Raw genomic sequence first — 12966 nt, forward strand, 5'->3', positions numbered from 1 at the left:
TGCGCGGCTTTGCCCTTGCTTCGCGCGCTGCTTGGCGCAGGGGGTCAGTTCTCGGCGACGCCGAAGGCGGTCCAGCCGAGGTCGGGGAAGCCCGCCGCCTTGGCGACGGCGGCCGAGGCGGTGTTGCTGACCGCGTGCATGTACGTCGGCACCGCCCCCTCGTCCAGCACCCGCCGCGCCGCCTGCGCCACCAGCCGTCTGGCCAGGCCGCGCCCGCGGGCTTCGGGCGCGGTCACCACCGACAGCTCCCGGCCGAACCGGTCGTGCCGTTTGATGCCCACCCCGGCCAGGTGCTGGCCGGTCTCGGGGTCCACGGCCACCAGCACCTCGCCGCCGAACACGCGCAGCCATCCGGGGACGGCGTCGTCCGTCGCCGGGACCCACTCGCCGGCGTCGGGCAGGGGCGTGGGCTCGGTGGTCCACCGGAAGACGGCGTCGAACCAGCCGCGATCCCCATATCCGATCAGCTCGGGGATCTCCCGGAGCGTCCGCGCGGCGCGCACCCGGGCGACGTGCTCGGGCGGCACCGACAACATCGCCCCCTCCGGGTGCCGACGCCGACGGCCGGGTGCACGCGGCCGTCCCAGGCGGGCAGCGTACGCAGCGGCGAGCCCGTGACGTCGAGGTTTCCCGTGGGCGGCCAGGCCCCGAGCCATTCGCGCAGATGATCGGTGAGAGCCACGGACCTACTATAGGAAGTAGGAAAAATACCGATTGCGACAGGGGGTCGGTTACTCTTGCGAAGGGGCTCGACACGGCGTGTTACCTTCGGCTAGCGTCCTGACATAAGGATCTTTATCCGGTCAGGAGGGCCCGACATGGCTGTTCCCGGTTACACGGAGATCCGGGAACTCGGTCACGGAGGAACCGGCCGCGTCGTGCTCGCCGTCCGCGACTCCGACGGCTTACCGGTCGCGATCAAGCACCTGTCCGAGGCCTTGCGCGCGGACGGCGAGTTCGCCGCCCGGTTCCGCGCCGAGGCCGGGGTCATCAGCGAGATCGACAGCCCCCACACCGCCCGCCTGCTGGACTACGTCGAGGCCGGAGGCACGTCCGCGATCGTGATGGAGCTGGTCGACGGCGTCACGCTGCGCCGCCTGATCGCCGCCGAGGGCGGCACCGGCGTGGAGGCCGCGCTCACCCTGCTGAAGGGGGCCCTGCTCGGCCTCGCCGAGGCGCACCGGCGCGGGGTGGCCCACCGCGACTTCAAGCCCGAGAACGTCATCGTCACCCCGGACGGCGACAGCAAGCTGGTCGACTTCGGCGTCGCGGCCCGGTTCGGCGAGACCGGCGCCCTGGCCGGCACCCCCGCCTACATGTCCCCCGAGCAGTGGGAGGACGCCCCGGCCGGCCCGGCCTGCGACGTGTACGCCGCCGCCCTGGTGTTCTACGAATGCCTCACCGGCCGCCGTCCGTTCACCGCCGCGAACCTGGCCGCCCTGGCCTTCCAGCACCAGCACATGCCGCCCCCGCTGGAGCACGTGGACGGACGCCTGCGCGGGCTCGTCGAACACGGCCTGGCCAAGGACCCCGCCCACCGGCCCGCCTCGGCCGAGGCGTTCCTGGCCGAGCTGGACGAGGTGGCGCGCGGGACGTACGGCGCGGGGTGGGAGCTGCGCGGGCGGTCCGGCCTGGCCGTGCTGGCGATGCCGTTCGCCGCGCTGCTGCCGTCGGCCGGGACCGGCGGGGGGATGGGCGAGGGCCTCGGCGGAGGGATCATCGGGAGGAGCGGTGCGGAGCACGGCGTCGCGACGGGGACCAGCGTGGTGCGCAGTTCGCTGGGGCCGCCGGCCAAGCTGGGGGTGACCGGCGGGCTGGTGCTGGCGACGGCGGCGGCGGTGGCCTCGACGTTCGTGATCTGGAGCGGCTCGCCCTCGCCGGACAGCGGCATCGCGATGCCGCCGGAGTCCGCGGAGAGCTCGTTCGTGACGCCGCCCGTCTCGCCGGATCCGGAGCTGCCCGTGCCGAGCGGGTCAGGGACGGTCTCGCCGCCTGTGACGGTCACCGCCGGGGCCAGCGGGCAGCCGACTGTGCCGGCCATGCCGACTGTGCCCGGCGTGCCGACCGCGGGGCCCGCGTCGTCCGCGCCGCCCGCCACGAGGGCCCCGAACAGCCGGCCGCCGAGGCCGACCAGCGGTCCGTCGGAGTCGGGGCCCCAGAAGTCCGAACCGCCGAAGTCCGGGGCGCCTTCGGGGCCGCCTTCGGGGCCGCCCACGCGGTCGTCGCCGACGTCCACCCGGCAGTCCGCCACCGGCGGCCCGGTTCCCAAGCCGCCCGCCACGAGCGCCCCCGCTCCGGAGCCCTCCGCGAAGCCGCCCGCCAAGAGCCATGAACCGCTTCTGTCCGTCTCGGTCGGGTTGTCGCTCGGCGGCTCGCTGCTCGGCGGGGGCGGAGGCGGGGGCGGGTTGCTGGACGCCGACCTCGACGTCGGGTTGGGCTCCAGCCTGCTCGGCATGCTCGTGGTGCCGGGATCGGCCCTGCTCGGAGGCCGCATCGCGGTCAGGCGCGCACGAAGATCACGTAGTCAGGAAAAGTCATGAGTTGCGGGGAATGATGCTTGATCCCCTACTATCAGCGTCGGAAAGAGGGCGTCCCGGACTCTGATTAGCTCCTGACCGGAACCCGCCCTGCGGCTCAGGCTAAGGAGGACAGTGGCGGTCGCCTCCTCCGCCGTGGGCCACGTGGCGCGGGCCGTGGTCGCCGTACTCGTCGGGCTGACGCTGACGGCGGGCAACGCCTCAGCCGGGCGCGCGGCCCCCAAACCCTCGGTGAAGCAGCTCAAGAAGGAGCTGGCCGCGCTGAGCAAGGAGTCGGACCGGCTCATCGAGGAGTACTACAACAGCCGCCGCGCCCAGCAGCAGGCCGAGAAGACGGAGAAGAGCGCGCGTGAGCGGCTGGCCGCCGCCCAGGAGATCTACGACCGGGAGTCCCTCCAGCTCAGGACGCTGGCCGTGGCCCAGTACATCGGCGGCGAACCTAACCAGATCGCCCTGTTCACCGGCAGCCAGAACCCGGACGCGCTGCTGAGCCGCCTGGCGCTGAGCCGCCACCTCATCGACGTCCAGGACGCCCGGCTGCGCGGCTACGCCAAGGTCAGGGACGAGCGTCGCAAGGCCGAGCAGGAGGCCGCCGCCCGCGCCGAGGAGCTCGGCACCGCGGTGGCCGACCTGGAGGGACGCAAGAAGAAGGCCGAGAAGCTGATCGAGAAGATCAGGGACCGGATCGACAAGCTCTACACGGCCCCGGGCGTGCGCCGCCCGGACGGCACGTGGGTGCCGCAGCTCCCGGACGGCTCCGAGAACATCACGCCCCGCATGCGCCTGGTCAAGACGCTGATCAAGGAACGGTTCACGGTGCCGTTCGGGATCGGCTGCTACCGGACGATCCAGGACGGCGGCGAGCACCCGCTCGGCCGCGCCTGCGACTTCATGCTCAGCCACGGCGGCGCGATGCCGTCGGCGGCCGAGGTCAAGCGCGGCTACGAGATCGCCGACTGGGCCATCAAGAACTCCCGGCGCCTGGGGATCATGTACATCATCTACCGCCAGCGCATCTGGCACGCCAGGACGGGCACCTGGCGGACGATGTCCAACCGCGGCGGCACGACGGCCAACCACTTCGACCATCCGCACATCTCGGTCTACTAGCGCGCCTCGGGACGTACCCGTCCGCGCGGTTTCAGGCGGATGGAGGGCAGTGTCGGGGCGGGCAGCGGCTCGCCGTCGAAGCCCTCGACCGCGCCGAAGCCCTCGCCCTCCGCCCACTCCTTCCGGAAGGCGGCGATCTCCTCGTGGGAGCGCCCCACGAAGTTCCACCACATGACGATCTCCTCGCCGAACGGCTCGCCGCCGATCAGCAGCACCCGCCCGCGGCCCGACAGCCGCAACGTGCCGGGACCCGGCGGCAGGTAGCGCAGCGTCCCCGGCACGGCCTGCTCGATCTCGCCGTCGAGCAGCAGCAGCCCGTGCTCGAAGGCGGGGTCGAGCGGCACCTCGCCCGTGCCGTCGACCGTCACCTCGGCGCCCACCAGCGGGGTGTAGGTGGTCGCGGGCGAGGTCACGCCGCCGAGCGTGCCCATGATCACGGTGGCGTCGAAGCCGGGGCCGGACAACACGGGCAGGGTGGCGTGGTGCTCGAAGGCGGGGGCCGTGCGCCGGTGGGCCTCCGGCAGGGCCACCCAGAGCTGCACGCCGTGCAGCGTCGTGCCGGGCGACTCCTCCGAATGGGAGATGCCGCGCCCGGCCGTCATCAGGTTGAGCCGGCCGGGACGCACCTCGCTCAGGCTGCCGACGCTGTCGCGGTGGAGCACCTCGCCCGCGAGCAGCCACGTCACCGTCTGCAGGCCGGTGTGGGGGTGGGGCGGCACGCGCATCAACGCCGGCTCGGGGCCGTAGGCGTCGACGAAGCACCAGGCGCCGATCATCCGCCGGTGCACGCCGGGCAGCGTCCTGCTCACCCGCATCGCGCGCGGGCCGCCCAGCGGCACCTCGCGTCCGGTCAGCACCTCGCTCCGGTCGCCGCCGTCGGCGGCGCAGCGGAGTTCGCGGGGGTCACGTTCCATATTGCTCACCCCACGACTGTAGGGGGCCGTACGGCCCCCTACAGTCGGCGTTCCCCGGACGGGACGGCTATCCCAGGGTCTCCCACCAGCCGTCCACGGATGGGATGGCGGTCACGTCGACGCCCTCGCCCGGGCGGGGCACCGCGATCTCGACGTCGCGTGCCTTCGCCTCCCGCCACAGGCGGTCCACCGGTTCGGCCCACGGGTGCAGCGCCAGCGTGAACGTCGCCCAGTGGACCGGCAGCAGCAGCTTGCCGCCGAGGTCGAGGTGGGCGTTGACGGCCTCCTCCGGGTTCATGTGGATGTCGGGCCAGGCCGGGCTGTAGGCGCCGATCGGCATCAGCGTCAGGTCGAACGGCCCGTGCGCGGCCCCGATGCCCCGGTAGCCCTGGAAATATCCCGAGTCGCCGGCGTAGAACACCCGCTTGCTCGGCCCGGCCACCACCCACGAGCCCCACAGGGTGTCGTTCCTGGTGAAGGCCCGCCCCGAGAAGTGCCGGGCGGCGGTGGCGACGAAGCGCAGGCCCGCCACCTCGGCCTCCTCGTCCCAGTCGAGCTCGATGATCCGGTACAGCGGCACGCCCCACCGCTCCAGGTGCGCCCCGATGCCCAGCGGGACCAGGAACGGCGCCTTCTGGGTGCGGGTGAGCGAGCGCACGGTGGCCATGTCGAGGTGGTCGTAGTGGTCGTGCGAGATCGCGATCGCGTCGACCTGCGGCAGGTCGCCGATGTCCACCGGCAGCGGGTGGTGCCGCTTGGGGCCGACGAGCTGGGACGGCGACACCCGGTTGCTCCACACCGGGTCGAACAGCACCCGCCTGCCCTCGATCTCCACCAGCGTGGAGGCGTGGCCGTACCAGACCGCGCGCAGGCCGTCGGCCGGCGGCGGGCCGGACGGCGGCAGGCGCAGCGGGATGGGACCGGCGGGATGCCGCTGCTCCTTGTTCCTGGCCAGCTCGGCCAGCAGGCCCACCGGGGGCGTGGTCATCAGGGCGGTCGGCTCGGACATGGGGTTGACGAACGTGTCGCCCCTGAACTGCGGCGAGCGCCGCATCCTGCTCACCCGGTCCGGCCCCGACGTCAAAGGCCGCACGCCCAGCTCGGCCGGTATCCCGCGCAACGCCCACCCGGCCGCGGCGGCGAGCGCGCCGCCCGCGAGGATCCGCCGTGCGGTCCGCATTCCTGCCATTGCCCACACTCCCCTGGAGATGATGTCCATCCCGCCCAACCGGGCGGGATTCCCCGGTGTTCCCGTTCTACGATATATCGCGATAGTTCATACCGTCTTGATCGCTCCGCCGTCGATGACGTAGTCGGCGCCGTTCACGCTCCCGGCGTGCGGCGAGGCCAGGTACGTCACCAAGGAGGCGACTTCTTCCGGTTCGACGAACCTACCGGTCGTCATTCCGGTGACCGACGGCAGCCCCGCGAGCAACTGCTCGTGCTCCATCCCAAGCGAGGCCGCCAGGGCGGCGCCGTACCCGTCGGGGGCCTCCCACATCGAGGTGCGCGAGGCGCCGGGGGAGACGGTGGCGACCCGCACGCCACGCGGGCCGAACTCCTCGGCCAGGGCCTTGCCGAACGCCGTCAGCGCGGCCTTGGCGGTGGTGTACACGACCGGCCCCATGTTCGGCACGCGGGCGCCGTTGGACGAGATGTTGATCACAGTGCCGCCCCGCCGCAACAGGCTGGGCATCGCGGCCCTGGTGGCCCGCACGGCGCTGAGGAAGTTCAGGTCGTACGACTGGCGCCAGGCGTCGTCGTCGAAGCCGAGGAAGCCGTTGAGCTGCCCCTCGCCGCCGTCGCCGCCGCCCACGTTGTTGACCAGGAGGTCGATCTCGCCCAGCTCGGCCAGCGCGCGTTCGACCAGCTCGGCCGGGCCCGCCGCGGTGGACAGGTCGGCGGTCACGGTGATCGCGCCGGTGCGCCCCAGCTCGGGGGAGATCGTGCGGGCCGCGGCCACGACCCGCATGCCCTCCGCCGTCAGCGCCTCGACGATCGCCAGCCCCAGCCCCCTGCTCGCGCCGGTGACGACGGCGGTCTTGCCGGTGAGTCGCATGTCCATGTGAATCGCCCTTCCTGCATCAGTGATGATGCGATGACTCTAGAACTTGCAACATCGATGACGCAACTCTCCCTTGAATGGGTACTGTCGTGTACCCTTTGGGGTGTGAGTGGGACGACACGGGCCCTGCGGTCCGACGCGGAGCGGACCGTCCGGACGATCCTGGAGGCGGCCGAACGGGTGCTCAGCAGGAATCCGGCGGCCAGCATGGAGCAGATCGCCGAGGCGGCCGGGGTGGCGCGCACGACCGTCCACCGGCGCTTCGCCTCCAGGGAGTCGCTCGTGGAGGCGATGGCCGAGTGGGCCACCCGGCAATTCGCCGCCGCCGTGGACGCCGCCCGTCCCGAGCAGGCGCCGCCGCTGGTCGCGCTCTACCAGGTCACGGCGAACGTGCTGCGGGTGAAGATCGACTGGGGGTTCGCGATGAGCCGCGGGCCGTCGGCGGGGGCCGAGGTGGCCCGGGTGCACTCCGAGGTCGAGGCCAGGTGCGACCGGCTGTTCCAGCAGGCGCGGGCGGCCGGGGTGCTGCGGGAGGACGTGGAGCCGGAGTGGGCCCGCCGGGTGTACTACGCGCTGATCCACGAGGCGGCGCAGAGCCGCGACGGCGAGCCGGAGGCGCTGGCGGGCCGGCTGGTGGACACCTTGCTGCGCGGCGTGGGCCCGGGCCACGGCCTTCCTCCCACCCCGAGCCCTTCTGCCGCCCCGCCCGCCTCCCCGAGCCCTTCGGAGTAGGAGGTTCGTTCGGTCAGGGGTTGCGGGCCAGGGCGTCGCGGCGCTCGTCCGGGCGGCGTTCCGGGTGGGGCCACGGGTTCGGACGGCAGCGGCCCAGCGACTTCGACTGCTGGACCATCACCGGAGCCGGCAGGCCGGGGCCGGGGCAGGCGCGGTGGCCGTGTCCCAGGCTGTGGCCGACCTCGTGGCTGATGACGTAGTCGCGGTAGGCGGCCAGGTCGCCCTCGTACTGCGGGACGCCGTCGGCCCAGCGGAGCGCGTTGATGACCGAGCGCGTCCCGTTCCAGCACGACAACGTGCCGCCGGTGCGCAACGGCAGGCACTGGCGGACGGTCAGCCCCGGGCTGGACAGCGCCACCCGCACCCGTACCGGGCCGTGGTCGACGCGCTGGAAGCGGGCCCATCCGCGCGGGTCGTTGAGGGTGCGGTGCACGGCGGCCGCGAACACGGTCCCGTCGATCGGCAGGCCGCGTTCGACCTCCACCAGGTACCGCACCACCTCGCCCTCTCCGGCTCGGGCGGGCGCGCCGCCGGGCACCACGGCGTACGAGCCCGAGGCGGCGTACGGGACCTTGACGTGTTCGGCGGGAAGGGGGATCGGCGCGGGGATCGAGGGGCGCGGCGGAGGGGGGACGGCGGGAACGGCCCGTTCTGCGGGGCGCTCGGGCGTTTCCGTGCGTTCCGGGGCGGAGGCGCATCCGGCGGCCAGCAGCAGGACGATCAGCAGCGCGAACAGCGGCAACGCGGCCTCCCCACGAGATCACGGCGGGGAGAAATCCACCATATCCGCGCAGTGCCGCCCGGATCATGCCGGGGTCTGACCAAGAGGTCGCGCAGACCGGCGCGCGACTGCCGCGCCTCGGCTGTTCCTACGAGGCGATCGCCGACAGCAGCTGCTCGGCCACCACGATCCGTGCCTCGACGAGATCGCCGTGGACGGCTCCTTCACCAAGGCTCCCGGAGGTGGAGAGGCGGCCGGGCGTTACCTGGCACGTCGGACGCGCCCACGCCTGCCACCGGATCGCCCGCTGCTGCGAGCGGCGCGAATCGCCGGCCATGACCGCGCCCTGCCCGTACGGCCTCCTACGGCCCCGGGTGGAAGCCCGGAGAGCCCAGCTCCGCGAACCAGCTCGGTGGCTCCGGCGCGGTGAACGCGGTGGTCATCGCGTCCAGCCAGGCGGCGAACGTGGGGAAGTCCGGGGTGGAGTCGGCCAGCTCCTCCCAGCTCCCGTCCTCGACGTAGCGTGCGCGCCCCTCCTGGTCGTCGTAGTGGTGGTGGTAGACCGGGTATTCGCCGTCCGCGTCCGGCCGGGTGACGTCGAAGCACCAGACCGCCTCGTTGTCCGCGTCCGCGAGGGCGAAGCCGACCAGGTGGTTGGTGGACAGCCACCGGCCGTCGCCGCGGTCCACACCCTCGGGCATGTGCACGAGATCGGAGTTCAGCTCGACGATGGCGTCGTCACCGACGACGACGAACTCGATGTACTCGTTGGACGAGACGTCCCGGCGCTTGCAGGCAAAGGTGTTGTGCTCGGCGAGGAAAGCCCGGTAGCTGGGCGGAGCCGTCCAGTCGACGGTTCCGAAATGGGGCTTCAGTCCAGTCTCGCGGTTGCGGACGGCTTCGGCGGAGGCGGGCTCCGACGCCGTGATGATGACCGTTCCGGATTCGGCGGCGCGGTGGAGGATTGCCAGACTCTCGTGTATCGACATCGCGGTCCTTGATCGGGGGATAGTACGGCTATGTGGGCGTGGCTCCACAACTGTCAGGTGCCTGATCGTGGCCGATGACCACGATCGGCGGAGTGGGCGATTCCTGTCCGGGCCCGCGGACAGCCTCCCTCCGCATCGATCCGCATGGCCTTTTACGCCGACCTGCCACCAACCCCCGCCGTCCGGACGCGGCACGCCCTGCTCACGTCCTGGTTCAGCCTGCCGTCTGGGGGCGGCGTCATCGGTGTCTGGCGCCCGATGGACGCCTTTCCTTCAGCGCGGGGACATTCGCCGGGCGTCCACGGGCCGGCCTGGTCGGCGCGGGGCTCCGCGCCGGGGCGCGGTTCCGCCGGGCCTGCGGGTGGGTCAGACGGTGCGGGGTGCGTAGGGGGTGAGGTCGATGGGGGGTTGTTCGTCCAGGGCCAGCTTGGCGACGAGTTCGCCGGTGAACGGGCCCGCCGTCAGCCCGTACGCGCTCAGCCCCGTCGCCACGACCACCCGCGGCGTGAGCCGCCCGATGAGCGCGGGGCCGGGGGCGTTGACCGGGCGCAGGCCGACCCTCGTCTCGGACACCGTCGCCCCGAACAGGCCGGGCGCCACCCGCAACCCCGCTGCGATCACCTCTTCGAGCCCGCCCATCGTGACCCGGGGCGCGAACCCGACGTCCTCCACGGTCGCGCCGATCACCACCCGCGAGCCGGGGAACCCCAGCAGGTACGGCCCGCTCCTGGGCAGCACGATGGGCCAGAAGGCGGTGTCCACGCCGTCGAGGGTGGCGTGCAGGATCTGCCCGCGCCGGGGGAACACCGGCAGCTCCACCCCGAGCGGACGGCACACCTCGCCCGTCCACGCCCCCGCCGCCACGATCACGACGTCCGCCTCCAGCGGGACGCCCTCGCCGGCGGGCACGCGTCCGGCCCCGGAAGGGGCGACGGGTTCGGCCGGCGGCACGGGGACGATCGGCTCCACCACGGGCGGGACGGGCTCGAAGGCCGGGGCGGGACCTCCCGGGGAGCCGTCCGGAGGGCCGCCGAAGGGCGCGTCGCCCGCTGCGCCGACCGGTCCCTCGGCGGACGCCTCAAGAGGGCTCTCGGTCAGGTCGCCGGTGGCGGACGGCGGGTGGTCCGGCGCGAGCGGGGCGGCCTGGCGCCAGGAGGTGGTCCGGCCGCTCACCGCGCCGGCTCCCGGCCCCGGCTGGGCCCACCGCGGCCCGTTCCCCGCCGGGATGTCCTCGTCGGCGGCGTGCAGGCGCACCTGCCCGTCGGAGGTGAGGACGGCGCTGCCGGGCAGCACCTCGGCGCCCCGGGCGACGGCGGCGCGCAGCAGCGCGTCGCGTACGGCGCTGCCGTCCACCCGGGCGGCGCCCGGCACGAGGAGCGCGCTGAGGTCGTCGGACAACGGCGGGAACAGGTCGGACGGCGTCAGCACGTCGGTGACCTCGCCCATCTCGGGCGCGTCGGCGTAGCGGCGGCGCAGCAGGGCCCGCACCGGTTCGAGATCGACCGGGTCCTCCGCCACCAGCAGGGCCCCGACCTTGGCGTAGCCGATGTCCTCGCCCAGGGCCTCGACCAGCCTCGGGTAGTGGCGGGCGCCCTCGCTGGTCAGCCGGTACCAGGCGTCGTCCTCCGGATGGTCCACCCAGGGGCACACGATGCCCGCGCCCGCCTGGGTCGCCTGGCCCTGGGAGCCGCGGTCCACCACGGTCACGGCCACGCCGCGGCCGCTCAGGTAGTAGGCCGCGCTCGCCCCGACGATCCCGCTGCCGATCACCACAACACGCATGCACCCATGATCGCAGGCGCGGGCGATCCCGGACGATGACCGGATCGTACGCTTACCATCCGGATACTCCCTCACGCCCATCCCCGGGGGCTACAGGACTGCCCACCGCTGCGGGAGCGGACCCGTGCGGGGAGGACCGGGCCGCACGCGGGTCAGGCCACGCCCCACCCGTGCGTCTGCATAAGGACGGAGGCCACCCGGGCGAACCGGTCGCCGTCGAGCACCGCGCCCTCGCGGCGGATGTCGCCCTCATCCAGCACGAAGACCCGGTCGAGCCGCAGGTACGACACCCGCCCGTCGCGGCCCCACGCGCCGATCTCCAGCCAGTCGGAGCCGTCGTCGCCCCTGCTCGACAACATCATGCCGAGCAGCCTGCGCCCGGTACGGCCCACGACCAGCAGCGGCCGGTCCTTGCCCCGCGACGGATCCTCCTCGTACGGCACCCACGCCCACACGATCTCCCCCGGATCGGCCAGGCCGTCGAGGTCGGGGGAGTAGGCCAGAGTGACGGGACCGTTGAGCGAGTGGACCTCGCGTACGACGCCCCGGTCGGGCCGGGGGTCCTCACCTGCATCACGCATTGGGGGAGCTTACGGCGGCAGGCGACCCGAAATCCACCCGCCCGGGGGGAGCGGGGGAGGTCAGCAGGCGGCGCAGGACCGTCGGGGTGTGGCCGACGTGGCGGCGGATCGTACGGGTCAGGTGGGCCTGGTCGGCGAACCCGAGGTCGGCGGCGAGCGCGGCCAGGCCGGTCTCGCCGCTCTCCAGCCGGTCGAGCGCCCGGCTCACGCGCACCCGGTTGCGGTAGTGGGTCAGCGAGACGCCCAGCTCGCGGGTGAAGGCCCGGCTGAGCCGGTAGGGGGAGACGGCCAGCAGCTCCGCCAGCGGCAACAGCCCGGCGGCCGCCGGATGGTCGGCCGAGATCGCCTCGCGGGCGGCGTCGGCGATGGCCGCGGTGGAGCGGGCGGGGGACGGGGCGGGCCGGCGTGCCGCGGCCGCCCCGTCTGCGGCGGCCGGGGTGGTGGGGCCGGCCAGCTGGGTGAGGGTGGCGCCGGTGAGCGACAGCAGGGATTCGACCAGGGCGAAGTCGGGGTCTCCCGCGCGGGCGGTGGCCAGCAGGCGGCGGTGCGCGAGCTCCAGGCGGGCGTCGACGTAGACCGTGGAGCGGGCGAGGCGGGTGGCGTCGCCCGCGAGCGTGCGCCAGAGGGCGGGGGACAGGGACAGGGAGGTGCAGACGTCGCCGCCCGCCGGGTGGGCGAAGCGTTCCTCCTCGCCGGGGGCGCCGAGGTAGGCCATCGTCGGGTCGACGGCGGCCTTGCGGCCGTCGGCCATGCGGCGGAACGCGCCGCGGTGGACCAGCACCATGCGGTGGGCCCGGCCCACCTCGGGCCGCGACCAGCCGCGGTGGTCGTCGGCGCAGGTCACCAGGTCGAGGGTGAAGCCCTTCCCACGGGCCAGCGGCTTGGAGGATCGCACCCGCCGAACGCTACGCCCCACCACCGACAATCTCCCCCGCCAGGGCCTGGGGTCTTCGGCGACGCGTGCGTCCCCGGGGGGTACGGCGTCGGTCGGGGTACGCGACGGAGGCAGCACGGCGAGGGGGCGGCGGCGCGTGGGACTGGGCCGTACGGCGGGGACGCGGGGGCCGTTCGGCGGAGACGTGCGGCGAGCGTGTGGCGGTGGGGTGCAAGGATGTTCAAGACCTCGGGGGGTGGCACCGGCAAGGGTGGGGGCATGACGACAGCGATTTCCTCCATTGTTTTCGACTGCGCCGACCCCGTCGCCCTGGCGGGCTTCTACGCCAAGGCGACCGGGTGGCAGGTCGGCGACTCCGATCCCGACTACGCCACCGTCACCGGCGGCCCCGTGCCGCTGGCCTTCCAGCGGATCGACGGCTACCAGGGCCCGGGCTGGCCCAACGACGGCAAGCACGTGCACCTCGACCTCACCGTCCCCGACGTCGAGGAGGCCAGGCGGGAGCTGGTCGCCCTGGGCGCCACCCTGCCCGGCCACCAGCCGGGCGGCGACGACTGGACAGTGCTGCTCGACCCCGAGGGCCACCCGTTCTGCGTGATGCCCGGCTAGAGCCCGGCGAAGAACGAAGTGCCCGACAGAA

At 73.5% G+C, this 12966-nt stretch carries 13 protein-coding genes and 1 pseudogene; 5 read left to right on the forward strand and 9 right to left on the reverse strand.

The genetic code is table 11. From position 1 onward, the window contains the following. Positions 1-44: 44 nt before the first annotated feature. The gene (locus tag ACIBK9_RS08800) at positions 45-536 is read right to left on the reverse strand and encodes a GNAT family N-acetyltransferase (protein WP_397156421.1); all 492 of its coding nucleotides are present in this window, start codon (positions 534-536) and stop codon (positions 45-47) included. A gap of 282 nt (positions 537-818) precedes the next feature. Between ACIBK9_RS08800 and ACIBK9_RS08805 the strand changes: the two genes are divergently transcribed. Continuing rightward, positions 819-2540, forward strand: coding sequence for a protein kinase (locus ACIBK9_RS08805; protein WP_397156423.1), 1722 nt, complete (start codon positions 819-821; stop codon positions 2538-2540). A 111-nt stretch (positions 2541-2651) separates the two neighbouring features. After that, positions 2652-3647, forward strand: coding sequence for a coiled-coil domain-containing protein (locus ACIBK9_RS08810; RefSeq protein ID WP_397156425.1), 996 nt, complete (start codon positions 2652-2654; stop codon positions 3645-3647). On the opposite strand, the gene ACIBK9_RS08815 is transcribed toward ACIBK9_RS08810, so the two are convergent. From ACIBK9_RS08815 to ACIBK9_RS08825, 3 genes are all read right to left on the reverse strand, one after another. After that, a complete protein-coding gene (locus tag ACIBK9_RS08815) occupies positions 3644-4570 on the reverse strand; it encodes a pirin family protein (protein WP_397156427.1) in 927 nt (308 codons plus the stop codon). The two genes, ACIBK9_RS08810 and ACIBK9_RS08815, sit on opposite strands and share 4 nt — an antisense overlap. Before the next feature lie 58 nt (positions 4571-4628). Next, positions 4629-5750 (reverse strand): MBL fold metallo-hydrolase, encoded by a 1122-nt coding sequence (locus tag ACIBK9_RS08820; protein WP_397156429.1) that lies wholly within the window; start codon positions 5748-5750, stop codon positions 4629-4631. Between the two features lie 87 nt (positions 5751-5837). Further along, positions 5838-6626, reverse strand: coding sequence for an SDR family NAD(P)-dependent oxidoreductase (locus ACIBK9_RS08825; protein WP_397156431.1), 789 nt, complete (start codon positions 6624-6626; stop codon positions 5838-5840). A gap of 105 nt (positions 6627-6731) precedes the next feature. Here ACIBK9_RS08825 and ACIBK9_RS08830 point away from each other — a divergent pair, with 105 nt between their 5' ends. Next, the gene (locus tag ACIBK9_RS08830; protein WP_397156433.1) at positions 6732-7358 is read left to right on the forward strand and encodes a TetR/AcrR family transcriptional regulator; all 627 of its coding nucleotides are present in this window, start codon (positions 6732-6734) and stop codon (positions 7356-7358) included. A 13-nt stretch (positions 7359-7371) separates the two neighbouring features. Here the strand turns inward: ACIBK9_RS08830 and ACIBK9_RS08835 are convergent, their stop codons facing one another. Beyond that, positions 7372-8100 carry a DUF3152 domain-containing protein gene (locus ACIBK9_RS08835; RefSeq protein WP_397156435.1) on the reverse strand — a complete coding sequence of 243 codons (729 nt, stop codon included), beginning with the start codon at positions 8098-8100 and terminating at the stop codon, positions 7372-7374. Positions 8101-8174: 74 nt separating this feature from the next. Here ACIBK9_RS08835 and ACIBK9_RS08840 point away from each other — a divergent pair. After that, positions 8175-8341, forward strand: a pseudogene (locus tag ACIBK9_RS08840) (IS5/IS1182 family transposase); the annotation flags it as partial. A 100-nt stretch (positions 8342-8441) separates the two neighbouring features. Here ACIBK9_RS08840 and ACIBK9_RS08845 read toward each other — a convergent pair. The 4 genes from ACIBK9_RS08845 to ACIBK9_RS08860 all read right to left on the reverse strand — a co-directional run bounded on the left by ACIBK9_RS08845 (position 8442) and on the right by ACIBK9_RS08860 (position 12326). Continuing rightward, positions 8442-9068: a hypothetical protein gene (locus tag ACIBK9_RS08845; protein WP_397156437.1), complete on the reverse strand. Its 627-nt coding sequence runs from the start codon at positions 9066-9068 to the stop codon at positions 8442-8444. Positions 9069-9434: 366 nt separating this feature from the next. Next, entirely contained in the window at positions 9435-10850 is a 1416-nt protein-coding gene (locus ACIBK9_RS08850; protein WP_397156439.1) for an NAD(P)/FAD-dependent oxidoreductase, read from the reverse strand. Positions 10851-11002: 152 nt separating this feature from the next. Further along, positions 11003-11431: a type II toxin-antitoxin system PemK/MazF family toxin gene (locus tag ACIBK9_RS08855; RefSeq protein ID WP_397156441.1), complete on the reverse strand. Its 429-nt coding sequence runs from the start codon at positions 11429-11431 to the stop codon at positions 11003-11005. After that, on the reverse strand, positions 11424-12326 hold the full coding sequence (locus ACIBK9_RS08860) for a helix-turn-helix domain-containing protein (protein WP_397156443.1): 903 nt from the start codon (positions 12324-12326) through the stop codon (positions 11424-11426). The genes ACIBK9_RS08855 and ACIBK9_RS08860 overlap by 8 nt, the downstream gene beginning before the upstream one ends. Positions 12327-12584: 258 nt before the next feature. On the opposite strand from ACIBK9_RS08860, the gene ACIBK9_RS08865 reads away from it, so the two are divergent. Further along, positions 12585-12935: a VOC family protein gene (locus ACIBK9_RS08865; RefSeq protein WP_397156445.1), complete on the forward strand. Its 351-nt coding sequence runs from the start codon at positions 12585-12587 to the stop codon at positions 12933-12935. Positions 12936-12966 lie beyond the last annotated feature (31 nt).

Origin of the sequence: Nonomuraea sp. NPDC050227, assembly GCF_044459705.1 — a bacterium.
In the GTDB taxonomy this organism is placed as follows: domain Bacteria; phylum Actinomycetota; class Actinomycetes; order Streptosporangiales; family Streptosporangiaceae; genus Nonomuraea.